Here is a 26746-nt window from a genome sequence, read left to right as displayed (position 1 = left end):
CCGTCTATCCGTAAACGTTACAACCAGTCATTTCATTGCTGGAAGGCAGAAAATCATAAGCAGGGGCCGATCTTTCGAATATGTGATCATTGTATTGTAATACTACCTTGTCTAAAACGTCCTCTATTTCCGCTAATGTATTGCAAGTTACTAATTGCTGTCTATAATCTTTAATGTGCGGCAGTCCTTTGAGGTAATTTGTGTAATGCCTGCGCATTTCCAGGATGCCAACCACTTCACCTTTCCAGGCCACTGACTGACGGAGATGTTTTTTACAAACCTCCACTCTTTCCAAAACAGTTGGTAAAGGTAAATGTTCGCCCGTCTTCATAAAATGCTTTATTTCATTAAAGATCCAGGGATAGCCTATGGCCGCTCTGCCGATCATAATACCGTCCACCCCATACTTAGCCCTCGCTGCTACTGCCTGTTCCGGCGTACATATATCCCCGTTACCGAATATAGGTATTTGAATACGCGGGTTATTTTTAACTTTTCCTATAAGTGTCCAGTCAGCATTTCCCTTGTACATCTGGGTACGGGTACGGCCATGAATGGTCAGCGCCTTTATGCCCACATCCTGCAATCGTTCCGCAACATCCTCTATATTCTTGGTTTCTTCATCCCATCCGAGGCGGGTTTTAATGGTTACCGGCAGCTTCGTGGCTTTTACCACCGCCGCTGTAAGCTTCACCATTTTGGGAATATCCTTTAAAATGCCGGCTCCGGCTCCTTTACAGGCTACTTTTTTAACAGGACAACCAAAATTTATATCCAGGAGATCAGGGTTTGTTGCTTCTACAATCTGTGCAGCCAGGGACAAAGACTCTTCATCCCCGCCAAATATCTGGATACCTATCGGCCGTTCATAGTCGAATATGTCCAGTTTTTTACGGCTTTTGATGGCGTCGCGTATCAATCCCTCAGAAGAAATAAATTCTGTATACATGAGGTCTGCGCCATTGTCTTTGCATACAGCCCTGAAAGGCGGGTCGCTTACATCTTCCATGGGCGCCAGCAGCAAAGGGAATTCGCCCAATTCAATATTTCCTATCTTCACCATAATTTAAGAGTAACCAACGCTAAAAATCGCAATAGTTATTTTTATAATATTTTATATACTATTAATTTTACGAGCCAGATAAATCGCAATACAGTTGTCTAAAAATGAGGGTAGTTTTAACAGATAGCTGTTACTGCAACCGGATTTCGCTCTGTAAATTTACGCAAAATTAAGACAGTAACTATTTATGACAGGCTACCTGCGGCAATCGCCAACCTTCTTACAGATAATTACCTTCATCGGTTTCTTCTTCGGTTTCTTTGCTGTGTACATTTTCGCGCTGCAAGTGATCTCTCCTATGGCGGTTGGCATGAGCCTGGAAGAAATGCAAAGTAAAGTATTTACCAATCCTAACCTTGTCGGCTATCTGAAAATTACGCAATTATTCTATACAATAGTCGCATTCTTTGTGCCGGCGGCTATTTTCGCTTACTTTTGGCAGCCTTACCCAATGCGGTACCTGGGGCTTAAAACTATGCCCTCATTTTTACAGGTCATATTGGCTTTGCTTGTTATGTATGGTTGTTTGCCTGCCGTAGGCTGGTTAGGCCAGTGGAACGAATCGCTGCCTATTCCCCAGGAGCTGAGGAACCTGGAGAAAACAGCCGAACAACTATTGGGAGTTATGCTAAAGATGCCTTCCATTGCGGATCTTTTCATCAACCTGTTCTTAGTAGCAATTATACCGGCAATCGGGGAGGAACTGTTCTTCAGGGGTGTGATGCAACGTCTTATTACCGAAACAACCCGCAAGCCATGGCTAAGCATATTTATAACCGCCATCCTTTTCAGCGCTATCCATGGCGATGCCCTGGCCTTTATTCCCCGTATTGCGCTTGGCTTCATTATTGGTGCTATCTACCTTGTGAGCGGCAGCCTGTGGCTGGCCATTTTTGCACATATCCTTAACAACGGCATGCAGGTAATATGGTTATATTTATTCCAGCATGGTATAGTGAAGGATGATCCTATGCAAGCCACGCCGGTAGCCTGGTACCTGGCAGTGTTGAGTATCCCGGTGGCTATTGGCCTTTTGTGGGCTTTGAAAAAGAGATCAGCTCCTTACCAGCTGATCACGCCAAAAGAAGAGAAGACTAAATAACATAAAAACGTTTCACATTAAATCTATAAATAATGGAAAAAGATTGGATCAAAGTTTTTGCGAGCAACAGCCCTTTCGAAGCAGAAGTAGTAAAAGGAATGTTGATAGACCACGGAGTGGAAACAGTTTTGTTGAACAGGCAATCCTCTTCTTACAATATCACCTTGCCAGGACAGGTCGAATTATATGTGCATCAAAGTAATGAAGCTACCGCCAAGTCGCTTATTCAAAACCACCAGGACTTGCCGACCGGTGATCCTAATATTGCAGAGTAAACAGCTTTTATAATACATATTAACTCTCATGAAAACATTCTTTACCCGCACGGCTTCTGCGCTGGTGTTCGTAGCAGTGATGCTGGGGGGTATTTTATACACTGAATTCACTTTTTTCCTGCTGTTCTTCCTTATAGGCTGCTTTGCCTTACAGGAATATTTTAAACTGATAAGAAATATTGATCCCGATTATGCCAATATCTCTTCCTGGCATAAATGGGGCGCTACCCTTGCAGGGGGGGCTATTCTTTTAACGTTTACCGGCAACAATTTCCAGTTCGCCCAGTTGCCTACCGGCCTCATCGGCTGGTGGGCAGCCGTGATCTTCCTCCTGGTAATGCCAATAGGGGAGATATTGCTGAGCAAGGATTTTTACCTGAAGAATATCGGTTATTCGGCGATCGGCATCCTGTATGCCATCATTCCTTTTGGCCTGCTCATCTACCTGCGGTTGCATGCAATTGAAATTCAATACACTCCGGGCGGTTTCGGTACAGCGCCGGGATGGCTTATCCCTTTGTTGCTGATCATTTTCATCTGGATCAACGATACAATGGCCTATATTGTAGGTTCCCTGATAGGAAAAACGCCATTTGCACCCAATATCTCTCCCAAGAAAACCATTGAAGGAACAGTGGGAGGGATGATCCTGGCTGTAGCTGCGGCGGCGGTGTATGGTCATTTCTGGGGTTCAGGATATCTTTCACTCCGGCACTGGATCGCGCTGGCCTGTATAGCAGCGGTTTTCGGTACCCTGGGCGACCTGATCGAATCTAAACTGAAAAGAATGGCAGGGGTAAAAGATTCAGGTAACATTATGCCCGGGCACGGCGGTTTCCTCGACCGGTTCGACTCTCTTTTGCTGGCTGCGCCATTTGCCTGGATCTATGTGCAATTCTTTATGATTTCGTAAACAGAATTTCGCATGTTAATTTTTTTGAATTAAAGTACCTTTGCGGGGACATTTTAATAAATCAATAATTTAAAAACACAATGAAGATCCATAGAGAAGGATTTGCCACCATTTCCCTTGTATTCCTGGTATTGGCGTTAATCAACGGCGCAGTATGTTATTGGTTCGGTGAAATGCCGGGACTTTGCTGGACGGTAGCCATTATATCCCTGGTCTTCTTCCTGTTCATCGTATCTTTTTTCCGTATTCCTGCCCGCCAGTTCACTACCGGCGACTCCCTGGTGACTTCGCCATGCGACGGTAAGGTAGTGGTGATTGAAGAAGTTTATGAACCGGAATACTTCAAGGATAAACGTTTGCAGGTTTCAATCTTTATGAGCCCTGCTAACGTACACGTAAACCGCAATCCCATTGGCGGACAGGTGAAATTATCGCAATATCACCCTGGAAAATACCTGGTAGCATGGCACCCTAAGTCTTCTACCGAAAATGAAAGATATTCTGTAGTGATCGGGAATGCAAAAGCCGATATCCTGGTACGCCAGATAGCAGGCGCATTGGCCCGCAGGATCGTAAACTACCTGAAACCAGGTATGGAAGTAAAGCAGAATGAAGAAATGGGATTCATTAAATTTGGTTCCCGTGTAGACCTTTACCTGCCTATCGGTACAGAAGTAGCCGTACAACTGGAAGAAGTAGTGAAAGGCGGTGTAAGCGTAATCGCTAAACTTTAATTACCTGAAATGATCAGAAAAGTATTGACAGGCTCATTGGCCTTTTTACTCTTAACTGGTTTTGCCTGGGCCCAGGAGAAGAAAGAAAAATCCGCTGCTGCACCAAAGAAAGAGTGCGGCGCCGCTGCCTGCTGCAAGAAAGACAAGTCTGGCACTAAAAGTTGCTGCCAGCAACCCTCTAAAGCCGCCAGCCTGGCTAAGAAAGGAAAGAAAAGCTAATATTTTTATATAAATAAAAAAGGGAAGATGATCTTCCCTTTTTTATTTTATAAGATCGCTTTCAGTTCTTTCAGATGATTGATAACATAAGTAGGCTTGAAGTCTGAAGGCGGTTTGGCAGGATTAAAGTAAACCTGGTCCATTCCCACTCCATGCGCCCCTTTGATATCCAGTTCCATTGCATCACCAATCATTATGCTTTCCATTGCATGCGTACCTGCCCTGCTGATCGCAAATTCGAAGATCTGTGGATAAGGCTTGAGGCTTCCCGCCAACTCCGAAGTTATGATATGGGTAAAGAAATGCTCGATCCCCGAATTCCGCATTTTCAATAACTGCGTTTCTTCAAAACCGTTAGTGATCATATGAATAGGGTATCCTTTATCTGCCAGGTATTCCAGCGTTTCTTTCGCTTCAGGGAATAAAGCTTTTTTATAAGGCAATATTTCCAGGAATGAATCCGAAAGCTGCTGGGTGAGCTTTTCGTCACCGATCTTGAAGTCTAACAGCGTTAGCCGGAAACGTTTGTCCCTCAGGTCATTACGGGTTATAAAACCTTTGCGGAAACGTTCCCATAAGCGTTCGTTATGTGCTACATAGGAAACAGAGAAAGACTCGAATGTTGGTACTCCGCGTTGTTCCAGGTTATGAGCTTTATAGAGCTCCAGCAAAGTTTCCTGTTCATTTTTTTCAAAGTCCCAGAGTGTATGATCCAGATCAAAGAAAAGATGTTTATACTTCATGATCGCGCAAAGTTACGAAATACGGGGCTGTAATAGGGTCTGTTAACGGTAAATTCCTTATTTTACTGTCTTTAATCGATATACGTTCTATGAATGCAGTAATTACAGGCGCCAGTAAAGGAATTGGTAAAGCAATAGCAGAAAAGCTGGCGCTGGAAGGTTTTAATGTGGCTATTTGTGCTAGAAATGCTGCTACCCTGGCAGAAACACAGGCTGCGGTACAAGCGAAGAATCCAGCTGTTAAAGTGCTGGCAATAGCAGTAGACATGGGGAATAAGGAAGAAGTATTGGCATTTGCAGATACTGTTAAAAATAATTTTTCCACTATCGATATACTCGTAAATAACGCCGGCATCTATACTCCAGGCGCTATTCACCAGGAAGAAGACGGGCTGCTGGAAAAGTTGATGGCCGTAAATGTGTACAGCGCTTATTACCTGACCCGTGCGCTGCTTCCTGTTATGATTGCTCAGCAAAAAGGACATATTTTCAATATGTGCTCCACCGCCAGTCTTAAATCTTACCCTAACGGCGGCTCATATAGTATTACGAAACATGCACTGTTAGGCTTCAGCAAAAACCTGCGGGAAGAATTGAAAAACCTGCAGATCAAGGTAACTTCAGTAAATCCCGGGCCTACGTTAACAGCGTCCTGGGAAGGGTTCAGCGGTCCTCCGGAAAGGTTGATGCCCCCTGAAGATATTGCCAGCGTTGTATGGTCGGCCTACCAGATGGCGCCGCAAACAGTGGTGGAAGAAATCCTGTTACGCCCGATATTGGGGGATCTTTAAGCCTTTTAACAAGAATTTTTATAACAAATTCATAAACCAATAAATTCGAAATTTCCGGAATGTTTTAACTAACTTTTAACGGCCGCTATTACGCTGTAGATAAGGGTTTGGTTAAATTTGTTGACATAATTTATGATGTACAGATTTTGCATAAGGAAGTGCGTTTACTCCATTCTGTTTTGCTTAGGATTTGTTGTTACTGCAGCTGCTCAGGAATTTCGTTTTACGACCACCGTGAGTAGCAACAGTGTTACTATGGATGAAACATTCCAGATCCAGTTTATGCTGGAAAACGGTCAGAATGTTTCCAGTTTCACTCCTCCCAGCTTTAAAGATTTTGAAGTTGTACAAGGGCCATCCCAAATGCAGGGACAATCTATCTTCAACGGCAAACGTTCGGAGTATGTGGCGCTGATCTACCTGCTGCAACCAAAGCATGTTGGCAGCTTCACCATCGCCGGCGCCCAGGCGCGGGTGAACGGGAATATGGTAAAATCAAATCCTGTGCTCATTGAAGTAAGAAAAGGTTCTGCTCCTTCCCAGGCCCAGCCTTCCAATCCATACGCCGGCAATCCTTCTCATGGCCGCTCTTCAGGCGGGGGAGATGATCTGCCGGAAGGGGTATTGAAAAAGGGAGAAGACCTGAACGAAAAACTCAGGAAAAATATCTTCCTCAAGGTAGATGTTGATAAAACCAACCTTTACGAAGGCGAGCAGTTAACCGCCACTTACAAACTCTATACAAGGCTCCCGACAAACTCCAGTGTTACAAAAGTACCTGCGTTCAAAGGGTTTTCTGCTAAAGATATAGAACTGCCTAACCCTCCCCAGGCAACAGAGGAAAGGGTAAACGGCGTTCAATATAAAGTATTCACGATCCGCAAAACTTTACTGTTCCCGTTGCAATCAGGCACGCTGGAACTGGACCCCGTGGAAGTAGATAACCAGGTTCGGCTGATCTCTATTGTGAACAATAAGCAAAGAGGCAGCAGGGGAAGAGACCCGTTCGAAGATTTCTTCAATGATCCTGCATTCCGTGATCCGTTCTTCGACGATTTCTTTAACAGGCCGGAAGTTACCTACCAGGATGTTCCCTACAAGATCCAGAGCAATCCGATCAGCATACATGTTAAGCCGGTGCCGGTAGAAGGCAGGCCGGAAAGCTACAACGGGGCTGTCGGCAGCTTTAACATGACGGCCAATGTCGACAAAACGAAATTAACCACTGATGAAGCGCTGACACTCAAAGTATCTATCAGCGGCCGCGGTAATGTAAACCTGCTCAACTCGCCGAAGATCGACGTACCAAGCGGTTTCGAAAAATTCGACCCTAAAGTGACCGACGATATCGAAAAGAACAGCAACCCGCTCCAGGGAAGCCGGACCTTCGAATACGTGTTGATGCCTAAAGAAGCAGGCGACCATACAATTCCGGCCGTCGAGTTTTCATACTTCGATCCCGTTGCCAATGCGTATAAGACTATCAAGTCCGAACCATTTACCATTCACATTGAACAAGGCAAGCAAACAAAGCAGGAAAAACAGGACTTCAGCGTAGGCAAAAACGAACTGGTGAAAAACGAAACGGGCGTACTTAACTGGACCCGCAACCATACCTGGTTCATTTTAAGCCCCTGGTTCTATATACTGCTCTTAATACCTGTTTTGGTACTGGCAGGACTTTTCCTTTACAAACGCAGGAAAGACTATAAAACCACCAATGCAGCCGTATTAAAACACAGGTACGCCAACAAGGTGGCTTTAAAACGTCTTGAACTGGCTGCGCGGTACCTGAAAGAAGGTAAGGACAAGGCTTTCTATGAAGAAACCTCAAGGGCTGTATGGGGTTATCTAAGCTCTAAACTAAAGATCCCGATGGCAGACCTCAGCAAGCAGCTGGTACAGGATAAACTAGGTCAACGCAGCATCAACGGCAGTAATACCAAAGACCTGTTTGAACTGATAGACAACTGCGAAGTTGCGCTATACGCCCCCGGCCAGGACAACCGCCGTATGCAGGGTACCTACGAACAGGCTGTTACCATTATCTCCAACCTGGAGGAAGCATTAAAAAATTAAAGTAATTAATATACAGGCATGCTAAAATCGATTCTTTTTGCATTGGTGATGTTGTTTACAGGTTTCACAACAATATCCGCTCAAACGCCTCAAAAACGGTTTGAGGAGGCAAATAATCTTTTCAATCAGAGCAAATTCACTGAAGCTGCCAGAACATATCAACAGCTGATAGACGAAGGGTATCACCAGACTTCTCTCTATTTCAACGCCGGCAACGCCTGGTACAAGGCGGGTAAAACCGGTATGGCGGTTTACAACTACGAAAAAGCATTACAACAATCTCCCAATAACCAATCAGTAAAACATAACCTCGATATTGCCAACCAGAAGGTAGATGGTTTTGTTGGAGAACTGCCGTTGGTATTCTTCCAGCAATGGTGGCAGAATTTACGCTTGCTGCACACGCCAAATGGCTGGGCCACAGGCGTGATCATATTTTTCTGGTTATTCATCGCAGGCGTGGCGTTAACGCGTTTCCTGCCTGGCCGGAGCAGCACATACATCGCTATAGCCAACTATGTAACTGCAGTGCTGACGTTGCTGTACCTCTCTGTTGCCATCAGTACTTACCTGTCGGCAAACGACCATAGCACCGGCGTTATCATGGCCCAGCACAAGGTTAAATCGGCTCCTGATGAAACCAGCAGGGATATATTCGAAGTAGGAGAAGGGGTCAAGGTACATGTAACCGATGCCACCAACGAATACTGCAAGATAGAACTGGCTGATGGAAAGAGCGGCTGGATCAGCTGCGCAGCCATCAAACGCTTATAGGTGCTCTACCCGGAGCAGGAAGTCCTGTTTCCGGTCTCTCGACAGCGGAACACTATCCCCGTTGCACATCACAATTGCGCCTCCATCTCCCTTAATATACTTTTCCATCAGGGAAAGGTTGACCACGAAATCTGTGTGTACCTGCATAAAACCTCTGTCTCTCAACCAGCCGATCAGCTCAGGCATCCTGGCCTTAATAGTAACCTGGGTTTCGGGTGGCTGAAGGAAGATCCTGGTATGATTACCAACAGCTTTGCAATAAATGATATTGCGGGCAGCTATGATCTTCAACCCTTGTGCGGTCGGCAACGCTTTCCTGTCTTCCTGCGCTAAAAAAGAGAGCAGCTTATTGACCATTCTCGCCGTTTCAGTCACTGGCAGCCGCCCGGCTTTGTCAACAGCCGACTGTAGTTCCTGGGCGTCGATCGGTTTCAGCAGGTAGTCCAGTGCGCTATGATGAATAGCCTGCAGGGCGTATTGATCATAAGCGGTGATAAAAATTACTGCAAATTGGGGTTGCCGGCAGGCTTCCAACACCTGGAAACCGTCCAGAACAGGCATTTCAACATCGAGAAAAACAATTTCGGGGGTTAATTGATGAATAGCTTGCAGCGCTTCTTCACCATTGCAACATAAAGCCTGAACAGTCACATGAGGACAATATTTGGCGAGCATTGACTGAAGGGCATCCCGACTATGTTTCTCATCATCTACGATAATGGCTCGCATACGATCAAGAAATTAAGGTGTTTCAAGTGTCTTCGGTTAACCAGCCAGAGATTGGCGGGCACCTACGTGTTGCATGCTAATAATCAATCGGTTAGTTGTAGGAGAGTGGGAGTTGTCGTGTACCTGGAGGGCCTTTATGCTGGCTTTCATCTGGTATTTCTCACTCATCATGTATAAACGTTCTGAGGCTATATCCACGCCTGTTGCCTGTCGTTCTCCGGTGCTGTCCAGCATTTCGCTGATCATAACACCATTGTCTTCCAGTTGAATAAACAACCGGTCTTTATCCTTGCCTATTGTAATGGTTAATTGTCCACCGCTTTTTTCCGGCCTTAATAGCAACCGATGCCATATTGCATATTGTACATAAGGTTGAATGATTAATGGGGGTATAAACGTTAATTGTTGGTTGACTTCCGGTCTTACCTGTATTTGATATTTAAACTGCTCATCGAATCTCAGTTGCTCTAACTGTATATAAAGTTCTAACGCATCCAGTTCCTCCCTCAAGGTAATCCATTCTTTGTTAAAATTACTGATCATTATTCTCATTAACCGGGAAAACCGGGTGAGGTATAAGGAAGCCATATCTGTACTGGTCGTCAGAATATAATGATGAATAGCGTTGAGGCTATTAAAAATAAAATGCGGGTCCAGTTGCGCCTGAAAAGCATGTAACTCCAGGTTGATCAGGGATTGGTGCTTGGTTATTTTATTCTCTGCAGCTTTACGGATCTTTCTTTCCCTTAATGTGAAAAAAGTAAATAAGGCAATTAGGCTTAACAAGAAAAACAACCAATAGGGCCATCCCGCAACAAAAACTATTTCCGTATAATAATGTGCCACATGTAAGTTTTACAGAAAGAGTGATCGATCTTGCAATTAGGAAGAATAAATATCGGGGAAATAATAGCCAATGGAAAGAGAGACTTTATATGAGGCAGGAATTTTCAGGCAACTGGATAGAATAAGCTGAAATCTGGTGAATTTCACGCAAAGGCGCAGAGAGGGGCAAAGGGGCATAAGATATTTTTAAGGATAAAAGGATAATAAGAAAGCAAAGGATACGAGGATTGATTTTTATAACACAATCTTCGTATCCTTTGCTTTCTTAAAATTCGCTCCGGTAAAAAATCCCTTTGCTTTCTTACTATCCTTAAAAATATCTTATGCCCCTTTGCCCCTCTCTGCGCCTTTGCGTGAGACTATCCTTCGGTGAATTTGTAGCCGACTCCGCGAACGGAGTGGAAGTACCTCGAGTTACGGCTATCTTCTTCGAAGTATTTCCGGAAGTTCAGGATAAAGTTATCGATGGTCCTGGTGGTAGGGTAAACGTTGTACCCCCATACTACCTGCAGGATCTTTTCCCTGGTAACCACTTCGCCTTTGTTTTCGATCAGCAGCTTCAGGAGCATCGCTTCTTTCTTGCTCAGCTCATAATGTTTGCCATCTTTACCTACACATTCCTGTGCGGCAAAGTCTATAACATTGTTGCCAAAACGGTAAACATTCGGAACACTGTCTTTATCCTGTATCTTCTTATTCTTGACGATTAACTTTTCGACCCTCAACAGCAGTTCTTCCAGGTTGAAAGGCTTGGTCATGTAGTCATCTCCGCCTTTTTTCAATCCCAGTACCCTGTCGGCGCTGCTGTTTTTTGCGCTCAGGAACAGGATAGGTATTTCATTGTTCTGGATACGGATGTTCTCACACACGGCGATACCGTCCATTTCCGGCAACATGATATCAAGTATGATCAGGTCAAAATATTCGTTTTTAACGGCTTTCAGGGCTGCCGTTCCGTTGTCTACAGCTGTTACTTCATATCCTTCCAGCTCCAGGTTCAGCTTCAGCGCCTCCTGGAGGTTTTCTTCATCTTCAACCAGTAGTATTGATGCCTTTGTCGCTTCCTTCATGTGTTTTCTTTTGAATTTTTAGAGCGAACCCGGTTTAAGGGGTTTTGTCAATCTCTTAGCTAATTTACGCCGTTTGAACGGAAAATTCTGTCCAGGTGATCTCGAAACAGCTACCAGTAGGTTTATTGTCTTCCACTGCTATATACCCGTGGTGTTGTTCTACGATTTTAGCTGTAAGGAACAACCCTAATCCGGAACCTTTTGATTTGCGGGTATTTTCGTTACCAATTCGGTAAAACTTCATAAAGATCCGGTTTTTTTCATCGTCCGGGATACCGGGACCTTCATCAATAACCTGCAACTTTAGCTCTTGTTGCTGGTTTACAAACAGCTTCACAAATATAGTGCTATTCTTGGGGGCGTACTTCGTTGCGTTCTCCACTAAGTTACTGAGTATGATCTGCAAGGTTAGTTTATCTCCTTCCATCCATATATCAGGCTGAAGTTCGCCGACGATCCGGTGTGTATTGATCCGGTTCTCCATTTCTTTCACGCAGCTGCAGATAAGGGCTGAGAAATCCAAAGGCTCCTTGAACAACTGGTATTTATGTGTTTCCAGCTGGGCTGCCAGCAGGATGTTGTTACATAACTGGTCCAGCCGGTTGGTTTCCTTTATGGTGTTGTTGATCAGCTTCAGACGCTTCTCGGGGTCCAGCCCTTCATGTTTCCGTATCGTTTCCAGGTTCAGTTTCGCGGCTGCAATTGGCGATTTCAGCTCATGGGTCACCGCCATCATGAAATTCTGCTGCTGCCTCGAAAGTTTCATATACTTCCACACCGCCCTGAAAACAAATAAGGCCCCTAAGAGGATGATCGCTAAAAAGGTGATCCCTTCTCCCAGGTATTTGAAAGAACGCATATGTTCTTCCTTATCTATCCGCTGCAGTTCCAGCTGAAACTCCACCGGCCTGGCTGTACTGTCTATCCGCAGGTTCAGGTTCTGCACCTCAAAAGCTTTCACCTGCTGGCTTTGACGGAACAACAAAATGCCCCACCATACCAGGGCGGCTATCGTATATGCCAGTACTAAAAAATAAACAAGGGAAACGGATTTCCCTTCCTGCATTTTATAGACAATTTTTTTCATCATGGCCTTTTGCCAGCTTTCTCTATCCGCAGGCCAACATTCATTACATAAGGGAGCGGATTTTGCCTCATGTTTTGTTCAAAGGTAAATTTGTATGTACCTGGTATATTAAATGTTGCCCGTTGCTGGATAAAGATCCTGTGCTCAAATATATCGTCCACCCCGGAACCCGACCACTTACCCGTCACATCTGCCAGCGGCAATTCCACTCTCTGTTCCTTGGGTATGCTGTCGCCCGGGTACCGGGTGCCTATGAGCAGCCAGATATTGCTGTACGGATAGGCATCAGTGTGACGAACGTTCACATAAATATTATAAAGCCAGGCGGTATCCTCTGGCTGTATCTTGATCTCAAAAGAGGGTTTGTAGTCACTCGACCATTCATGGCCTGGTATCTCAAGGTTTTTCTCGTAGACATCCAGTTTAGGTGGCTTGCAAGCTGCAACAAAGAATAATAGTCCTGCTGCCGCCAGAAAGAATTGCTTCATATGGTTTACGCCTTACTATAAAACGTTTAATACTTGTTCTTTGGCTTTCTCCAATTCATCTTTCATCAGCACAACCCACTGCTGGATCCCTGCGTCATTGGCTTTAGACCCTGTAGTATTGATCTCGCGGCCAATTTCCTGCAACACGAATCCCAGTTTTTTACCTTTTGCAGCATCCTCATCTTTCAGTATCTCTCTAAAGTAGCGCAGGTGGTTTTCCAGCCGGGAAAGTTCTTCAGATATATCTAATTTCTCTAAATAGAATATAAGTTCCTGTTCCAAACGGTTGGTGTCCACATTTTCTTTACCCACATATTCTGCCAACAGGCCTTCCAGGCGTTGGCGTATACGGTCTTTACGCAATGGATCCAGTTCACGGACCTTATTCAGGTATTCATCAATGTTATTGATCCGTTGTTTCAGGTCCGACTCCAGCATCTGGCCTTCGTCAATCCTGTGTGTATCCAGGTCTATCAGCGCTTCTTTCAGGGTACTGGCCACATCCTTCCACTCTTCTTCGGTGATTTGCTCAGTAGCAGGGGTCACCACTTCCGGCAGTTTCATCAACACATTCAACATATCGCCCTGTGGCAGTTCCAGCTGGTTAGCCAGCATGGTGATCGACTGGTAATAATATTTTGCAAGATCTGTGTTGATCACAACCGGGCGGGTAGCGCCATTCTGACGGATGTTGATGGTAGCATCCAAGGTTCCTCGCTGTAATACCTGTTGCATCAGATTACGAATCTCAAATTCGTATGGTCTTAACAATGGAGAAAACTTCAGATTCACCTCAAACTGCTTTCCGTTCAACGATTTAATTTCAACCACAACACTTGTTTCTCCTCTTGTAAATTCAGCCCTTCCGAAGCCGGTCATTGATTTCAGCATAATTGATATTTGTAGGTGACAAACCTAGTTAAAATTTAGGAATTTACGGATTATAAGCCGAATTGCGGCATTTATAACCGTAAACCTTTATAAACAGTTGTCCTGTCCAGTTGTTTCAGCTCTCCCGATTCCATTCCTGCTATTGTCAGCTGCTCTATTCTATAACGGACAAGCCTCAACGTCGGGAAGCCTACTGCTGCCGTCATTTTCCTTACCTGCCTGTTCTTTCCTTCCTTCAGGGTAAGACTGATCCAGGGCGCCGGGATGGTTTTCCGGAACCGGATAGGAGGGAAACGGGGCGGGAGCGGAGGCTCCTCCTCCAATATTCGGGCCTTGCAGCGCTGGGTATGATACATCTGGCCATCAACATTGATATCTACGCCTTTTTCCAGTTGCTGCACCGCCCCGGTGGTTACAGCGCCATCTACCTGCACCCAATACTCCCGTTCATGGGCATGCCTGGGTTGCAGGAGCAGGCTGTTCAATGCCTTGTCATTCGTCAGCAATAACAATCCCTCGCTGTCATAGTCTAAACGCCCAACCGGGTAAACATCCTTCGGCAATTTGAAATAATCGGCCAGGCAGGCTTTGTTCCCTTCAGGCGTAAACCGGGTTAAAACTTCGTATGGTTTATAAATAATATAATAATTAAAGGTCACGGGACTTTTGCTTTGGTTAAGGCGACGTAAATTAGTACTTTTGCAAATTGATATGGCTACACCGTTCCACAATCCATCATGCCAACATTGCAAGGATCGCTTTATGTCGATTTTCTGCAAAGCGGAACCCTGTAATCTCGATGAGATTTCGGATGCAAAAGTATGCTCTGTATACAGGAAAGGACAGGTGATATTCCATGAAGGAGCTTACCCCTTTGGCGTATACTGCATTAACGACGGTAAAATTAAGCTATCTCACAGTGGCGACGATGGCCGGGAACAGATTATCCGCCTCGTAAAAGCCGGCGATATCATGGGGTATAAAGCCCTTCTCAGCAATGAAAGATATACTGCCACAGCTACCGCCCTGGAAGACTCCTCTATCTGCTTCATTCCTAAAGATCTGTTTCTCAATATCTTAAAGAAAGACGCCTCTCTCTCGTTCGAAATGATGAGGATCTTATCCAGTGAACTCAGGAAAGCAGAACTTAAAATCACCCATCTGGCCCAGAAACCGGTACGGGAACGATTGGCCGAAACCCTGCTGTTCATAAAAGAAACCTATGGGCTGGAACCCGACGAACAAACCCTGGGCGTTCGGTTGTCCAGAGAAGAGATCGCCAACCTGGTAGGTACTGCTACCGAATCCGCTATCCGCCTGCTGTCTGAATTCAAAAAAGATGGTATGATAGAGCTGGAAGGTAAAAAGATACGCCTGCTGGATATCCCCGAAATTATCAGAACCGCCAACCTCCAGGACTGATAAATATCATATTCTCATTTGATCCATGTCATTCGTGGCCTCTAACCTCTCAGGTACTTTTGTATCATACAAAAATACCACCGCATGTTTGCTCATTCCATTATCAATTACCATGAACTGACGCCGGGCCTCCTGTGCAATGTAATTGCTAATAAATTCCATGCCCCCATCCAGCAACTGATAGAACAGGTAATGGCCTATTTTAACCTGGAAAAACAGGAAGACGGGAAAGCGCCACAGGCCGCTGACCTCCAGCATTTGCTTTTCGGGAAGATGCAGGCCGAAACCAACCAGTTGATCCGCAAAGAAACCTCCGTTCTGTTCCCGGTGATCAGGAATGCCTCCATCCTCAACAAAGGCCAAAAGACCCTTCAGCCAGGCGCGTACGACAGCATTCAGCAGGCCTTTCAGAAAATATTGCTTCTCCTGCAGAAACTCAGGCAGGTTTCAGCTAATTACCAGATCCAACAGCACTGGAGCGCTGAATACAAGCTGTGCATAGGCGATATGATAGCAACAGAACTCCTCATTCAGCAATGGATATACATAGAACAGAACATCCTGTACCCGGCAACTTTGCCCGGACAAACCACCGTGATCTCCCACGCTGATATCAATAACAGAACTATCGACTAATGAACATTCCTTCTTCTGCCATCACTTATACTACCTGCTACCATTGCGGCGAAACCTGTACGGAAGCCGGTATCCGGATCCAGGACAAACATTTCTGCTGCATGGGATGCAAAACCGTTTTTGAGATCCTGAACCAAAGCGGACTTTGTGAATACTACAACCTGAACGACAAACCAGGCATTAATCAACGCATAGCCGCCAGGAAAGATAAGTTCGCTTTCCTGGACGACGAAAAAATGCAACAGCAGCTGATCTCATTCAAAGACGATTCGTCTATCCATATAACCTTTTATATTCCGCAGATCCACTGCAGCTCCTGTTTGTGGCTGCTTGAGAACCTGCATAAGCTGGAAGAAGGCATCCAGCGTGTAACCGTTAACTTTAGCAAGAAAGAGGCGCTGGTCATTTTCGACCACCGGCTTATTCCTTTAAGAAGGGTAGCAGAAGTGCTCACAGCTGTGGGCTATGAACCCTACATCAGTTTGCAGGACCTGAAGAACAGGAAACCGCGGGCCGGCAAACAACTGGTTTACCAGCTCGGCGTTGCCGGCTTCGCCTTCGGAAATATAATGCTATTGAGCTTCCCCGAGTATTTCGATTCGAAAGATCTTTTGCAGGGCGATCTGAACAGGTTATTCAGGTACCTGAACCTGGCGTTGGCCTTGCCGGTATTGTTATACAGCGCGCAGGCTTTTTACAGGTCCGCCTGGGCTGGACTAAAACATGGTTTCCTGAATATAGATGTGCCGATCGTATTAGCCGTGTGGGTAACCTTTGTACGCAGCATGATAGAAATCTTTCACGGCGCGCCGGGATACTTCGACTCTATGACCGGCATTGTATTCTTCATGCTCATAGGCCGCCTGCTCCAGGATAAAACCTATAAAGGGCTGTCGTTTGACCGCGATTACACCGCCTATTTTCCCATAGCCGTTACAGTTTTAAAAGATGAACAGGAAGTACCCACCTCCCTGCCTGACCTGAAAACGGGAGACACTATCCTTATTCATAATAATGAACTGATCCCTGCAGATGGGATCATAGTAAAAGGCAGGGCATTGATAGATTATAGTTTCGTAACCGGCGAGTCGGCTCCTGTAAGCAAAACAATTGGAGAGATCGTGTACGCGGGCGGCAGGCAACTGGATGGGAACCTTGAGATCCTGACTATCAAAGAAGTGGCCCAAAGCTACCTGACCAGCTTGTGGAACAGGGATGAACTGAAGGAGAAAAAAGAAGAAAGCTATTCCTTTGTACACCTGTTAAGCAGGTATTTTACCTGGGTCGTTTTCCTCATTGCCGGGTTAACCGCCGCCTATTGGGGATACCATGATCCTTCGCGTATATGGTCTGCCGTTACTGCTATCCTGATCATTGCCTGCCCCTGCGCATTATTACTGGCATCTTCTTTTACCAATGGGCACATCCTGCGCATCCTGAGCCGTCATAAACTCTACCTGCGTAATGCGCAGGCGATAGAAAATATGGCCGATACCACGCACATCGTTTTCGACAAAACCGGTACGCTGACAGGCAAAGCAGGGAGTTCCGTAATATATTACGGCGGTACGCTTACGCCTGTTGAAGAAATGAAGATAGCCGCGCTGGCCAGGCAGTCTACCCATCCGCTGAGCAACGCCATTCTGCAATATTGCGGGATACCTGCCGCAATGGAAGTAAAAGATTTTAAGAGCTTTCCCGGCGAGGGCGTATGCGGCGTAGTTGACAATACTTTTATCAGGTTGGGGAATGCTGCTTTTACAGGCGCGCATAAAAAGGAAGAACAGGCCGGCAGCATAGTATATGTAGCGATGAACGATAAACTAACAGGGTTGTTCACTATCCGGAACAGCTATAGGAGAGGGCTACGGCAAATGATGGCTCAATTGCAGGACCATTACCGGCTATCTGTATTGTCGGGCGATAACAGCTATACCGCAGCCCGGCTCAGAAAACTGATGGGACATAATGCCGCCCTGCATTTTGAGCAGCAGCCGGCCGATAAACTGGCATATATTAAAATGCTGCAGCAGAAAGGAGAAAAAGTGATGATGATAGGAGATGGACTGAATGACGCAGGAGCTTTGAAGCAAAGCAACATAGGCATTTCCCTGGCAGAAGACAGCAATAGTTTCACTCCCGCCAGTGATGGTATCATGGATGCGCAGCAACTCCCAATGTTGTTGAGTTTCATTAATCTTTGCAAGGCAAACAAGCGCATTATCCTGCTTAGTTTCATCTTATCCCTTGTCTATAATATCATTGGTTTGTACTTCGCGGTACAAGGTATTTTATCGCCGCTTATTGCTGCTATACTCATGCCCTCAAGTTCAATAAGTATCATACTTATCACCTTCAGCTTAAGTGAATGGTATGGCAAAAAGCTTAACCGGTCTGAGTTTCAGCAATTCCCTGATAAATATCATATTCCGGATTGAGTAAAGTCATTGCACCGGGGATAGCATAGATCTAACTTTGCTATCAACACACAAATACACAAGAGTAAAAGTCTAAGCAAGCCTCAAAACAAGCCCGTAATTGAAATGAATCGTGTAACCGGTATAAAAAAGGCCGGTTATACGAAGCGGGCGGGGCATGCCTGAAAATGTAGCATTTATTACTTCAGATACAAAGTAAATGAAAAGCATAAACGTCCTACTGGCGGAAGGAAACGAGAAAATAAAGAGTTGTGCTTTATTCAAAACGAAACGTTTTGATGCAACCCTTCTGATCATTCAGCAAGGTCACCAGGTTCCACCACATACTTCATCCACGCATGCACTGATACTGGTGCTGGAAGGCAAAACAGCGTTTATGCTCAACGATGAAATAACAGTGCTGGAAGCAGGCGACGTGTTCACTTTTAAGGCAAACGAAGTACACGCACTGCAGGCACTTGAAACAACGAGGTTATTACTGGTTAAATGATCAACTATGGATGTTATAATCATCTTACTGTGTGTAAGTCTGCTGGTGGCTTTAGGATTTCTTATCGCCTTTATCTGGTCGGTAAAATCAGGGCAGTTCGAAGACGACTTCTCACCTGCGCATCGTATCCTGTTCGATGAAAAATGTAATAACGAAAACGATTAAACGAAATCTGATAACCTTTTAAATACCGACAATGTCACTCGAGAAATTCTATTATGATAACCGTACCGTGAAATGGTTTGCCTATGCTACGATCTTCTGGGGGTTTATTGGCATGCTGGCCGGGCTATGGGCCGCGTTGGAGCTGGTAGTTCCCGGACTTAACATGGGTTTTGCAGCTGTTACTTTTGGGCGTTTAAGACCTATACACACCAATGCCGTTATTTTCGCCTTTGTTGGTAATGGTATCTTCATGGGTGTTTATTACTCCCTGCAACGCCTGTGCAAAACGCGCATGTTCAGCGATCTTTTAAGCAAAATACACTTCTGGGGCTGGCAGGCCATTATTGCCGGCGGCGCGCTTACCTTATTCCTCGGATATACTACCGGTAAAGAATATGCAGAACTGGAATGGCCTTTCGATATTGCTATTACGCTTATCTGGCTTGCATTTGGCGCCAATATGCTGGGTACGATCCTCCACCGTAGAGAAACGCATCTGTATGTAGCTATCTGGTTCTATATAGGTACCTGGGTAGCGATCGCAATGCTACATATAATTAATTCCTTTGAATTCCCATTATCCCTATTCAAAAGCTACAGCTGGTATGCGGGCGTACAGGACGCATTAGTGCAATGGTGGTACGGCCACAATGCTGTAGCTTTTTTCCTGACCACGCCATACCTGGGGCTGATGTACTACTTCGTGCCTAAAGCGGCTAACAGGCCTGTATATTCCTATCGCTGGTCTATTATCCACTTCTGGTCCCTTATTTTCATATATATCTGGGCAGGCCCTCACCACCTGCTGTATACAGCCCTGCCTGAATGGGCGCAAACACTGGGAACGGCTTTCAGCATTATGCTGATCGCCCCATCCTGGGGCGGTATGCTCAATGGTTTGCTCACCCTGCGCGGGGCATGGGATAGGGTAAGAGAAGATGCCATCCTGAAATTCTTCGTTGTAGCGCTTACCTGCTACGGTATGGCAACCTTCGAAGGTCCCATGCTTTCCCTTAAAAACGTAAACGCGATCAGCCACTATACCGATTGGACAATCGCCCACGTACATGTTGGCGCGCTGGGCTGGAACGGGTTCCTGACCTTCGGTATTCTATACTGGCTGATCCCGCGGCTTTTCAACACTTCTTTATATTCCCGCAAATGGGCCAATACGCACTTCTGGATTGGTACGCTCGGTATCATCTTCTATGTAATCCCATTGTACTGGGCGGCATTTACCCAAAGCATGATGTGGAAACAATTTACAGAAGAAGGGCAGTTGAAATACCAGTTCATGGAAACAGTGACCACGATAGTTCCCATGTATGCTTTACGCGCCGTAGGCGGACTGTTATACGTTTCCGGGCTTGTTTTAATGGTTGTTAACCTGCGCAAAACTATCAGGAAAGGAAGTTTTGTAGCCAACGAAGCTGCGGAAGCTGCACCGATGCCTAAAGTGATAACCACTCACGGGAAAGCGCACTGGCATAACTGGATCGAACGCAGGCCCATACAACTGTTGGTATTCAGCCTGGTTGTAGTGGCCATTGGCGGCTTGCTGGAACTGATGCCTACATTCCTTGTAAGAAGCAATATTCCGACTATCAGCAGCGTGAAACCATATACCCCGCTCGAGCTGCACGGAAGAGATATTTACCTGCGGGAAGGCTGTTATACCTGTCACTCCCAGATGATCCGCCCATTCAGGGATGAAGTTGCGCGGTATGGCGAATACTCAAAAGCCGGCGAATTTGTGTACGACCATCCTTTCCAATGGGGTTCCAAACGTACAGGTCCCGACCTGGCCCGTATTGGAGGCAAGTACCCTGACTCCTGGCACTATAACCATATGCTGGATCCCACTTCAATGTCGCCGGGTTCTATAATGCCCTCTTATCCCTGGCTGTTTGAGGACCGGGTAGACAAAGGCAAAACCCCGGCGATGATCAACGTGATGAGGAAGCTGGGAGTTCCATACCCCGATGGTTATGAAAAACAGGCAATTGCTGATATGGATAAACAGGCGCAGGAGATCACAGCATCCCTGCAAAAAGACAAACTTCCGATCAAACCGGATAGGGAGATCGTAGCACTGATCGCCTACCTGCAACGTATCGGTAAAGACATTAAAGCAACTCCTAAACCTGCAGCTGCGCCAACAGCCACAGAACCCGGAGGGGCATTCCAGGACTAAAAACATACTGCCATGAAATTCATCAACTATTTGGAATCAATATCCGGCATCAGCATCTACCCGATGGCATCGCTGATCCTTTTCTCTGTGTTCTTTGTAGGCGCCGCTTTCTGGGCTTTTAAAGCCGATAAAGAGATGGTAGACCAGATCAGCAAAATTCCCTTGGAGCGCGACGACTCATTCCCTGTAAAAAGAAAAGACTAACATGAAAAAGACAATTCTCCTGTTATTGACGAGCAACCTGCTGTTGGGCGCCGGAGCGTATGCGCAGGCAGCGGCAACTCCTGTAAAAGAGGCATTTGATCCCGTTGCTGTGGTGCTGCTGACAGCAATAATAGGATTGGCCATAGTAATCATTGTTCTTGGAAATGCGGTAATCGGAGCCATAGATATTTTCCGGGAGCGGATGAAGAAAGATGCAGAAAAAGTAGCCGCCGTAGCAGCTATCATAGGCCTTACGCTTCTTAGCCACAGCGCTAACGCGCAGGGCGTTTTCTCTACCCTTTCCCCCGTTTCCTACTACCTCCTGCTGTCTGTACTGGGTGTTGAACTGCTGGTAGTGATCTGCTTACTTTTCGTGCTTCGCTTCCTGGTAGGCATAAAAAGCAGGAAAAAAGCCAAAGCGATCAGTATCGGCAAAGCCAGGGTCAACTGGTTTGAGAAGATAAACAAAACGCAGTCGCTGGATGCGGCTTCCGAAGAAGAAGCGGACATGGGTCACAACTACGATGGTATCAGGGAACTGAATAACCCAACCCCTCCCTGGTGGAAATGGGGATTCCTCTTCACCATTGCTTTCGGGATCGTTTATACCTGGCGTACAGAAGTATCGCATGCCGCCCCGAACCAGCTCGAAGAGCTGGCCGCCGCCGAAGAAAAAGCGGCAATAGCCAAAGAAGAATACCTTAAAAAAGCGGCTAACAATATCGATGAAAACAATGTAACCCTGTTAACGGAGCCGGCAGACCTGGCAGCAGGCCAGAAGATCTTCGCGGCAAGTTGCGCCCCTTGTCATGGACCACAGGGACAGGGCGTTGTTGGACCTAACCTGACAGACGATTACTGGCTGCATGGCGGTAAAATAAACGAGATATTCAAGACCATCAAATATGGCGTTGCAGAAAAGGGAATGAAGGCCTGGCAGGAAGATTTTTCTCCGAAACAACTGGCCCAGATCGCCAGCTATGTTAAATCCATTCACGGATCTAATCCTCCTAACCCGAAAGAACCGCAAGGACAAAAAGAATAGCCATGACCGATAGCACATTCAGGGACTCTATAGCCACCGTTGATAAACAAGGCAAGCGTAAATGGGTATACGCCCAGCAACCTAAAGGTCGCTGGACCAATATCCGTAGCGTTGTAAGCCTATTCTATTTTAGTGTTTTTTGTTGCCTGCCGTTTATATCTATAAATGGCAGGCCTTTATTCCTGCTCAATGTAGTGGAAGGGCGCTTTATATTGTTCGGCGCTATTTTCTGGCCCCAGGATTTCTTCATCTTCGGGTTGGCGATGCTTGCTTTTATAGTTTTCATCGTAGTGTTTACAATGGCCGTTGGCAGACTTTTCTGCGGGTGGATGTGCCCTCAGACCATATTCATGGAAATGCTGTTCAGGCGAATAGAATACCTTATAGAAGGCGACGCAGCCAGGCAGCGCTTACTCAACCAGGCTCCCTGGACTACCGATAAAATTATCAGGAAAACCGCCAAACATGTCATCTTCTATGCCTTATCTTTTTTAATTGCCAATATCTTCCTGGCATATATCATTGGAGCCGGCCAGCTGAAAGCCATTATAACCGATCCGCTTTCACAGCACCTGGGCGGGTTCATTGCCATACTCGTTTTCTCAGGTGTTTTTTACGGCGTATTCGCCTTCATGCGCGAGCAGATCTGCACCATTGTTTGTCCTTATGGCCGTTTGCAGGGCGTATTACTGGATAGAAACAGCATCCTGGTAGCCTACGACTACCGGAGAGGAGAGCCTCGCGGTAAATTCAGGAAGGGCCAACAAACAGACCTGGGCGATTGCATCGATTGCAACCAATGCGTTAAAGTTTGTCCTACAGGTATAGATATACGCAACGGCACCCAGCTGGAATGTATCAACTGCACGGCCTGTATAGATGCCTGCAATTTTATGATGGAAAAAACCGGGCGTCCTAAAGGCCTTATCCGCTATGCGTCAGAAAATAATATAGCCACGGGGGAAAAGCTGCGTTTTACACCGCGCCTGAAAGTTTACAGCACAGTGCTGGTACTGTTACTGGCTGCCATTGTTTCGATGCTCGTCAGCAGGAAACCGGTTAGCGGCACAGTGATGCGCGCTCCGGGAATATTGTACCAGGAACAGGGCCCCGACAGTCTTTCTAACCTCTACAGGATTAAACTGGTAAATAAAACAGCGCACGATATCCCTCTCCGGCTCAAAGTTGAAGAAGCCGGCGGAGTGATTAGCATGATAGGCAGCTCCGTCATCCATGTTAAAGCAGGAGGGCAGGGGGAAGGAACTTTCTTTGTTGTGTTGCCGAAAACGGCGCTGCATCAACGTAAATCCACTGTCCACATCGGGATCTATGATGATAAGAATAAACGTATCTCGTTGCTAAGCACAACATTTTTAGGACCGGTGCAATAAATGAAATCATTTAAACTATGGTATATGAACTGGGGATATAAGATCATTATCGTTTTTGTATTGTTTGCAGCAGGCATGCTTACGCTGGTCGCCAAAAGCCTGCGCACCAGGATAGATATGGTGACGCCGGACTACTACAAGGAGGAGCTGAGATACCAGCAGGTTATAGACGGCAAACGGAATGCTTCGGGGTTATCCGCGCCCCTGGGTATTTCTCAGTCTGATGCGGCTATTGTACTCACCTTTCCCGCTGAGATGAGGAACCCCGGGGTTAACGGGGAGCTGAAGTTTTACCGCCCTTCCGATGCGGGTAAAGACATCAATGTTCCGTTAAAGATAGCAGCAGCCGGAGAACAACAGCTGGATAAACAACTCTTTACAAAGGGCTTGTACAAGGTAATAGTTCAATGGACGATGAATGACCGGCCATTTTATATGGAAGAAATGATCACTGTTAACTAGAAGAAGATGATAGCGGCATTTGTACTCGGATTTACAGGAAGTTTTCACTGCGTTGGTATGTGCGGGCCTATTGCCCTATCGCTCCCTGTACAGCACCTTTCAGGATTCCGCAAGCTGATGGGGATACTTCTTTACAATGCGGGAAGGATAGCGGCATATGCACTGCTGGGTGCTGTTTTTGGCTGGGTAGGCAAACAGTTTTACCTGGGAGGTTTGCAGCAGGGGCTCTCCATTGCCCTGGGGCTGACCTTATTGCTGGCAGTAGTTTTAAGGTATACAGGCCTGCGATGGAAGATCAGCAAACGCCTTCCTCCAATATTTAGCAATGTCATCAAACAGCACCTGGGTACCTTACTGCGACAACAGCGACTCAACACATTGCTGGTTATCGGCTTTCTGAACGGACTCCTGCCATGCGGGTTAGTGTACCTGGCCATAGCAGGTGCGGTATCTGCAGGCAGCGTTACCAAAGGGATGCTCTTCATGGCTATGTTTGGCGCAGGCACCGTTCCTGCGATGGCAGGAGTAGCATGGTTCAGTCACCTGTTCAGTATCTCAGTAAGGAACAAAATGCGGCAGTTAATTCCTGTAGTGATTGCGACTATGGGGGTGCTGCTTTTGCTTCGGGGGTTGAACCTGGGCATTCCATATATCAGCCCTCTGATGCATGCAGGAACAGAAAACGTTATTTCCAATTGTTGTCATAAACCTTAACTACCATGAGCTTAATCAGTAAATATAATGTTGCGGCGCCCCGGTATACCAGTTATCCTACCGTTCCCTATTGGGATGAAGGAAGTTTTGATGCTGAAGGATGGAAGATGCTGTTGAAAAGATCATTTACGGAAACCAATGACAAGGAAGGGATCAGCTTATACATTCATCTTCCGTTCTGCGAAAAGCTATGTACCTATTGCGGATGCAATAAGTATATCACTGTCAACCACCAGGTGGAAGAACCGTACATTGATACGCTGTTGAAAGAATGGAAAATGTACCTGGCTGTGTTTGGAAACAAACCGAGGATAAAAGAGATCCACCTGGGAGGAGGTACGCCTACCTTCTTCAGCGCTGCAAACCTTGGCAAGCTGCTGAAGGGGATATATAACAGCGCCGTTATTTTGCCGGATGCATCGCTGAGTGTTGAAGGTCATCCCGGCAATACGACCGCAGCTCACCTTCAAACATTATTTGACCTGGGGTTCAGGAGGATCAGTTTAGGGATCCAGGATTTCGACAGCCGTGTCCAGGAGGTCATTAACAGGATACAGCCGGTTGAGATGGTAGCAGCCGTGGTTGAAAATGCAAGGCGTATAGGGTTTACTTCCATCAATTTTGACCTGATCTACGGCCTGCCGTTGCAAACCCCGAGAGGCATGCGGGAAACCATCAGCGAGGTGGTAAAATTACGCCCCGACAGGATCTCATTTTACAGCTATGCACACGTTCCATGGATCAAAGGAACGGGGCAGCGGAGGTATACGGAAGCCGATCTTCCGCAGGAAGAGGAGAAGAGAAAACTCTATGAACTGGGGAAGTCTCTTTTCTACCTGAATGGTTATACAGAAATAGGGATGGATCATTTTGCTTTGCCCGGTGAAGAGTTGCATGAAGCGTTTGAAGCAGGAACATTGCACAGGAATTTCATGGGTTATACGGTTTCGCATACCTCACTTCTGGTAGGTTTGGGAGCATCGGCGATCGGCGACAACTGGTATGCATATGTTCAAAACGAAAAACAGGTGCATGCCTACCAGGAAAAGGTGAATAAAGGCGAGTTTCCATTGGTTAAGGGGCATATCCTCAATACCGAAGACCTGCTGCTTCGCAGGCATATACATAACCTGATGTGCAACTTTGAAACGCAGTGGCAGAAGGCAGATACGCAGTGCGATGCCATCGTGGAAGGGTTGCAAAGATTGCAGGAACCAGAAAAGGATGAACTGGTAAAAGTACTTCCTCACAAGCTGGTTGTAACCCCAAAAGGAAAACCCTTTATCCGGAATATTTGCATGGCTTTCGATGCAAGGTTATGGCGCCAGCTTCCTCAATCACACCTCTTTAGCAAAGCTATTTAATAACCAACCGGCTCAGTAAGCCGACAAAAATCTGCGGTGGAGAAAATTTTCTCCACCGTACTTATTAAAAAACTAAAAAAACGAGCTCTTTTTTCCTCAAAAAGGAGAAAATCGGTTTTGGTCAGCTTTGGATTGATCACCCTAAAAAGAGAAGATTTTTTATATCAACAGGCCTTGACAACTGGTTGAAGAAAAAACGTGATCGGCTGAAATGCCCTGTTCATGCGGATTTCAAGGGCAATAAAAAAAGTCTGACCGCGTTTACAATCAGACTTTCTTATTATGTGAATGGGTTAGTAAGTACAGGGAAACAAAATTCCCTACACAATATTAAAAAGAATTTCATCACAAAAGAAAAAATTTACAAAAATTTTTATTCACACAACTAAAATAATTGTGGATAACAACAGTCCGATT

General features: G+C 46.0%; 29 protein-coding genes. 20 read left to right on the top strand and 9 right to left on the bottom strand.

Going from position 1 to position 26746, the window contains the following annotated elements:
- Window positions 1-4: 4 nt before the first annotated feature.
- Window positions 5-1063, bottom strand: coding sequence for a tRNA dihydrouridine synthase DusB (dusB, locus tag BLV62_RS23075; protein WP_089764715.1), 1059 nt, complete (start codon window positions 1061-1063; stop codon window positions 5-7).
- Window positions 1064-1250: 187 nt separating this feature from the next.
- Between dusB and BLV62_RS23070 the strand changes: the two genes are divergently transcribed.
- From BLV62_RS23070 to BLV62_RS23050, 5 genes are all read left to right on the top strand, one after another.
- A complete protein-coding gene (locus tag BLV62_RS23070) occupies window positions 1251-2165 on the top strand; it encodes a CPBP family intramembrane glutamic endopeptidase (protein WP_089764713.1) in 915 nt (304 codons plus the stop codon).
- Window positions 2166-2197: 32 nt separating this feature from the next.
- Window positions 2198-2440 (top strand): putative signal transducing protein, encoded by a 243-nt coding sequence (locus BLV62_RS23065; RefSeq protein ID WP_089764711.1) that lies wholly within the window; start codon window positions 2198-2200, stop codon window positions 2438-2440.
- A gap of 28 nt (window positions 2441-2468) precedes the next feature.
- Window positions 2469-3353 (top strand): phosphatidate cytidylyltransferase, encoded by an 885-nt coding sequence (locus tag BLV62_RS23060; RefSeq protein ID WP_168927969.1) that lies wholly within the window; start codon window positions 2469-2471, stop codon window positions 3351-3353.
- 80 nt (window positions 3354-3433) lie between these two features.
- The gene (locus BLV62_RS23055; RefSeq protein WP_089764707.1) at window positions 3434-4087 is read left to right on the top strand and encodes a phosphatidylserine decarboxylase family protein; all 654 of its coding nucleotides are present in this window, start codon (window positions 3434-3436) and stop codon (window positions 4085-4087) included.
- Between the two features lie 9 nt (window positions 4088-4096).
- Window positions 4097-4306 carry a hypothetical protein gene (locus tag BLV62_RS23050; protein ID WP_089764704.1) on the top strand — a complete coding sequence of 70 codons (210 nt, stop codon included), beginning with the start codon at window positions 4097-4099 and terminating at the stop codon, window positions 4304-4306.
- 47 nt (window positions 4307-4353) lie between these two features.
- On the opposite strand, the gene BLV62_RS23045 is transcribed toward BLV62_RS23050, so the two are convergent.
- Window positions 4354-5049, bottom strand: coding sequence for a YjjG family noncanonical pyrimidine nucleotidase (locus tag BLV62_RS23045; RefSeq protein ID WP_089764701.1), 696 nt, complete (start codon window positions 5047-5049; stop codon window positions 4354-4356).
- 89 nt (window positions 5050-5138) lie between these two features.
- On the opposite strand from BLV62_RS23045, the gene BLV62_RS23040 reads away from it, so the two are divergent.
- The 3 genes from BLV62_RS23040 (at window position 5139) to BLV62_RS23030 (ending at window position 8693) form a co-directional block, all read left to right on the top strand.
- The gene (locus tag BLV62_RS23040) at window positions 5139-5840 is read left to right on the top strand and encodes an SDR family oxidoreductase (protein ID WP_089764699.1); all 702 of its coding nucleotides are present in this window, start codon (window positions 5139-5141) and stop codon (window positions 5838-5840) included.
- A gap of 132 nt (window positions 5841-5972) precedes the next feature.
- The gene (locus BLV62_RS23035; protein WP_089764697.1) at window positions 5973-7919 is read left to right on the top strand and encodes a BatD family protein; all 1947 of its coding nucleotides are present in this window, start codon (window positions 5973-5975) and stop codon (window positions 7917-7919) included.
- Between the two features lie 18 nt (window positions 7920-7937).
- Window positions 7938-8693 carry a tetratricopeptide repeat protein gene (locus BLV62_RS23030; RefSeq protein WP_139170362.1) on the top strand — a complete coding sequence of 252 codons (756 nt, stop codon included), beginning with the start codon at window positions 7938-7940 and terminating at the stop codon, window positions 8691-8693.
- On the opposite strand, the gene BLV62_RS23025 is transcribed toward BLV62_RS23030, so the two are convergent.
- The 7 genes from BLV62_RS23025 to BLV62_RS22995 all read right to left on the bottom strand — a co-directional run bounded on the left by BLV62_RS23025 (window position 8688) and on the right by BLV62_RS22995 (window position 14463).
- Window positions 8688-9422 (bottom strand): LytR/AlgR family response regulator transcription factor, encoded by a 735-nt coding sequence (locus tag BLV62_RS23025; protein ID WP_089764694.1) that lies wholly within the window; start codon window positions 9420-9422, stop codon window positions 8688-8690. The two genes, BLV62_RS23030 and BLV62_RS23025, sit on opposite strands and share 6 nt — an antisense overlap.
- Window positions 9423-9458: 36 nt before the next feature.
- Window positions 9459-10208 (bottom strand): sensor histidine kinase, encoded by a 750-nt coding sequence (locus BLV62_RS23020; protein WP_168927967.1) that lies wholly within the window; start codon window positions 10206-10208, stop codon window positions 9459-9461.
- A 419-nt stretch (window positions 10209-10627) separates the two neighbouring features.
- Window positions 10628-11338, bottom strand: a complete 711-nt coding sequence (locus BLV62_RS23015) for a response regulator transcription factor (protein ID WP_089764691.1) — start codon at window positions 11336-11338, stop codon at window positions 10628-10630.
- Between the two features lie 64 nt (window positions 11339-11402).
- Window positions 11403-12428 carry a sensor histidine kinase gene (locus BLV62_RS23010; RefSeq protein WP_089764689.1) on the bottom strand — a complete coding sequence of 342 codons (1026 nt, stop codon included), beginning with the start codon at window positions 12426-12428 and terminating at the stop codon, window positions 11403-11405.
- Window positions 12425-12913: a gliding motility lipoprotein GldH gene (locus BLV62_RS23005; protein WP_089764687.1), complete on the bottom strand. Its 489-nt coding sequence runs from the start codon at window positions 12911-12913 to the stop codon at window positions 12425-12427. Before BLV62_RS23005 ends, BLV62_RS23010 begins: the two co-directional genes overlap by 4 nt.
- Window positions 12914-12928: 15 nt before the next feature.
- A complete protein-coding gene (locus BLV62_RS23000; RefSeq protein ID WP_089764685.1) occupies window positions 12929-13804 on the bottom strand; it encodes a YicC/YloC family endoribonuclease in 876 nt (291 codons plus the stop codon).
- A gap of 71 nt (window positions 13805-13875) precedes the next feature.
- The gene (locus BLV62_RS22995; protein WP_089764683.1) at window positions 13876-14463 is read right to left on the bottom strand and encodes a pseudouridine synthase; all 588 of its coding nucleotides are present in this window, start codon (window positions 14461-14463) and stop codon (window positions 13876-13878) included.
- Between the two features lie 103 nt (window positions 14464-14566).
- On the opposite strand from BLV62_RS22995, the gene BLV62_RS22990 reads away from it, so the two are divergent.
- From BLV62_RS22990 to hemN, 12 genes are all read left to right on the top strand, one after another.
- The gene (locus BLV62_RS22990; RefSeq protein WP_225889691.1) at window positions 14567-15226 is read left to right on the top strand and encodes a Crp/Fnr family transcriptional regulator; all 660 of its coding nucleotides are present in this window, start codon (window positions 14567-14569) and stop codon (window positions 15224-15226) included.
- A gap of 84 nt (window positions 15227-15310) precedes the next feature.
- Window positions 15311-15862, top strand: a complete 552-nt coding sequence (locus tag BLV62_RS22985; RefSeq protein WP_089764680.1) for a hypothetical protein — start codon at window positions 15311-15313, stop codon at window positions 15860-15862.
- The gene (locus tag BLV62_RS22980) at window positions 15862-18300 is read left to right on the top strand and encodes a heavy metal translocating P-type ATPase (RefSeq protein WP_225889690.1); all 2439 of its coding nucleotides are present in this window, start codon (window positions 15862-15864) and stop codon (window positions 18298-18300) included. Before BLV62_RS22985 ends, BLV62_RS22980 begins: the two co-directional genes overlap by 1 nt.
- Window positions 18301-18499: 199 nt before the next feature.
- Window positions 18500-18790 carry a cupin domain-containing protein gene (locus BLV62_RS22975; protein WP_089764678.1) on the top strand — a complete coding sequence of 97 codons (291 nt, stop codon included), beginning with the start codon at window positions 18500-18502 and terminating at the stop codon, window positions 18788-18790.
- Between the two features lie 6 nt (window positions 18791-18796).
- Window positions 18797-18955 (top strand): cbb3-type cytochrome oxidase assembly protein CcoS, encoded by a 159-nt coding sequence (gene ccoS / locus BLV62_RS22970; protein WP_089764676.1) that lies wholly within the window; start codon window positions 18797-18799, stop codon window positions 18953-18955.
- A 31-nt stretch (window positions 18956-18986) separates the two neighbouring features.
- A complete protein-coding gene (ccoN, locus tag BLV62_RS22965; protein ID WP_089764675.1) occupies window positions 18987-21149 on the top strand; it encodes a cytochrome-c oxidase, cbb3-type subunit I in 2163 nt (720 codons plus the stop codon).
- Window positions 21150-21161: 12 nt separating this feature from the next.
- Entirely contained in the window at window positions 21162-21353 is a 192-nt protein-coding gene (locus tag BLV62_RS22960; RefSeq protein ID WP_089764673.1) for a CcoQ/FixQ family Cbb3-type cytochrome c oxidase assembly chaperone, read from the top strand.
- A 1-nt stretch (window position 21354) separates the two neighbouring features.
- Window positions 21355-22398 carry a cbb3-type cytochrome c oxidase N-terminal domain-containing protein gene (locus tag BLV62_RS22955; RefSeq protein WP_089764671.1) on the top strand — a complete coding sequence of 348 codons (1044 nt, stop codon included), beginning with the start codon at window positions 21355-21357 and terminating at the stop codon, window positions 22396-22398.
- A gap of 2 nt (window positions 22399-22400) precedes the next feature.
- Window positions 22401-23789: a cytochrome c oxidase accessory protein CcoG gene (gene ccoG, locus BLV62_RS22950; RefSeq protein ID WP_089764669.1), complete on the top strand. Its 1389-nt coding sequence runs from the start codon at window positions 22401-22403 to the stop codon at window positions 23787-23789.
- A complete protein-coding gene (locus tag BLV62_RS22945) occupies window positions 23790-24251 on the top strand; it encodes a FixH family protein (protein ID WP_089764667.1) in 462 nt (153 codons plus the stop codon).
- A gap of 6 nt (window positions 24252-24257) precedes the next feature.
- Window positions 24258-24965 (top strand): sulfite exporter TauE/SafE family protein, encoded by a 708-nt coding sequence (locus BLV62_RS22940; protein ID WP_089764665.1) that lies wholly within the window; start codon window positions 24258-24260, stop codon window positions 24963-24965.
- A gap of 5 nt (window positions 24966-24970) precedes the next feature.
- Window positions 24971-26329 (top strand): oxygen-independent coproporphyrinogen III oxidase, encoded by a 1359-nt coding sequence (gene hemN / locus BLV62_RS22935; RefSeq protein WP_089764663.1) that lies wholly within the window; start codon window positions 24971-24973, stop codon window positions 26327-26329.
- The last annotated feature ends 417 nt before the right edge of the window (window positions 26330-26746 follow it).

Origin of the sequence: Chitinophaga terrae (ex Kim and Jung 2007), from assembly GCF_900107795.1 — a bacterium.
GTDB classification, from domain to species: domain Bacteria; phylum Bacteroidota; class Bacteroidia; order Chitinophagales; family Chitinophagaceae; genus Chitinophaga; species Chitinophaga terrae.
This window is presented reverse-complemented; position numbering and strand designations above follow the sequence as displayed.

Coding starts and splice junctions, on each gene's coding strand:
- dusB (WP_089764715.1), bottom strand. CDS start 1,063: ATGGTGAAGATAGGAAATATTGAATTGGGCGAATTCCCTTTGCTGCTG.
- BLV62_RS23070 (WP_089764713.1), top strand. CDS start 1,251: ATGACAGGCTACCTGCGGCAATCGCCAACCTTCTTACAGATAATTACC.
- BLV62_RS23065 (WP_089764711.1), top strand. CDS start 2,198: ATGGAAAAAGATTGGATCAAAGTTTTTGCGAGCAACAGCCCTTTCGAA.
- BLV62_RS23060 (WP_168927969.1), top strand. CDS start 2,469: ATGAAAACATTCTTTACCCGCACGGCTTCTGCGCTGGTGTTCGTAGCA.
- BLV62_RS23055 (WP_089764707.1), top strand. CDS start 3,434: ATGAAGATCCATAGAGAAGGATTTGCCACCATTTCCCTTGTATTCCTG.
- BLV62_RS23050 (WP_089764704.1), top strand. CDS start 4,097: ATGATCAGAAAAGTATTGACAGGCTCATTGGCCTTTTTACTCTTAACT.
- BLV62_RS23045 (WP_089764701.1), bottom strand. CDS start 5,049: ATGAAGTATAAACATCTTTTCTTTGATCTGGATCATACACTCTGGGAC.
- BLV62_RS23040 (WP_089764699.1), top strand. CDS start 5,139: ATGAATGCAGTAATTACAGGCGCCAGTAAAGGAATTGGTAAAGCAATA.
- BLV62_RS23035 (WP_089764697.1), top strand. CDS start 5,973: ATGATGTACAGATTTTGCATAAGGAAGTGCGTTTACTCCATTCTGTTT.
- BLV62_RS23030 (WP_139170362.1), top strand. CDS start 7,938: ATGCTAAAATCGATTCTTTTTGCATTGGTGATGTTGTTTACAGGTTTC.
- BLV62_RS23025 (WP_089764694.1), bottom strand. CDS start 9,422: ATGCGAGCCATTATCGTAGATGATGAGAAACATAGTCGGGATGCCCTT.
- BLV62_RS23015 (WP_089764691.1), bottom strand. CDS start 11,338: ATGAAGGAAGCGACAAAGGCATCAATACTACTGGTTGAAGATGAAGAA.
- BLV62_RS23010 (WP_089764689.1), bottom strand. CDS start 12,428: ATGATGAAAAAAATTGTCTATAAAATGCAGGAAGGGAAATCCGTTTCC.
- BLV62_RS23005 (WP_089764687.1), bottom strand. CDS start 12,913: ATGAAGCAATTCTTTCTGGCGGCAGCAGGACTATTATTCTTTGTTGCA.
- BLV62_RS23000 (WP_089764685.1), bottom strand. CDS start 13,804: ATGCTGAAATCAATGACCGGCTTCGGAAGGGCTGAATTTACAAGAGGA.
- BLV62_RS22990 (WP_225889691.1), top strand. CDS start 14,567: ATGTCGATTTTCTGCAAAGCGGAACCCTGTAATCTCGATGAGATTTCG.
- BLV62_RS22985 (WP_089764680.1), top strand. CDS start 15,311: ATGTTTGCTCATTCCATTATCAATTACCATGAACTGACGCCGGGCCTC.
- BLV62_RS22980 (WP_225889690.1), top strand. CDS start 15,862: ATGAACATTCCTTCTTCTGCCATCACTTATACTACCTGCTACCATTGC.
- BLV62_RS22975 (WP_089764678.1), top strand. CDS start 18,500: ATGAAAAGCATAAACGTCCTACTGGCGGAAGGAAACGAGAAAATAAAG.
- ccoS (WP_089764676.1), top strand. CDS start 18,797: ATGGATGTTATAATCATCTTACTGTGTGTAAGTCTGCTGGTGGCTTTA.
- ccoN (WP_089764675.1), top strand. CDS start 18,987: ATGTCACTCGAGAAATTCTATTATGATAACCGTACCGTGAAATGGTTT.
- BLV62_RS22960 (WP_089764673.1), top strand. CDS start 21,162: ATGAAATTCATCAACTATTTGGAATCAATATCCGGCATCAGCATCTAC.
- BLV62_RS22955 (WP_089764671.1), top strand. CDS start 21,355: ATGAAAAAGACAATTCTCCTGTTATTGACGAGCAACCTGCTGTTGGGC.
- ccoG (WP_089764669.1), top strand. CDS start 22,401: ATGACCGATAGCACATTCAGGGACTCTATAGCCACCGTTGATAAACAA.
- BLV62_RS22945 (WP_089764667.1), top strand. CDS start 23,790: ATGAAATCATTTAAACTATGGTATATGAACTGGGGATATAAGATCATT.
- BLV62_RS22940 (WP_089764665.1), top strand. CDS start 24,258: ATGATAGCGGCATTTGTACTCGGATTTACAGGAAGTTTTCACTGCGTT.
- hemN (WP_089764663.1), top strand. CDS start 24,971: ATGAGCTTAATCAGTAAATATAATGTTGCGGCGCCCCGGTATACCAGT.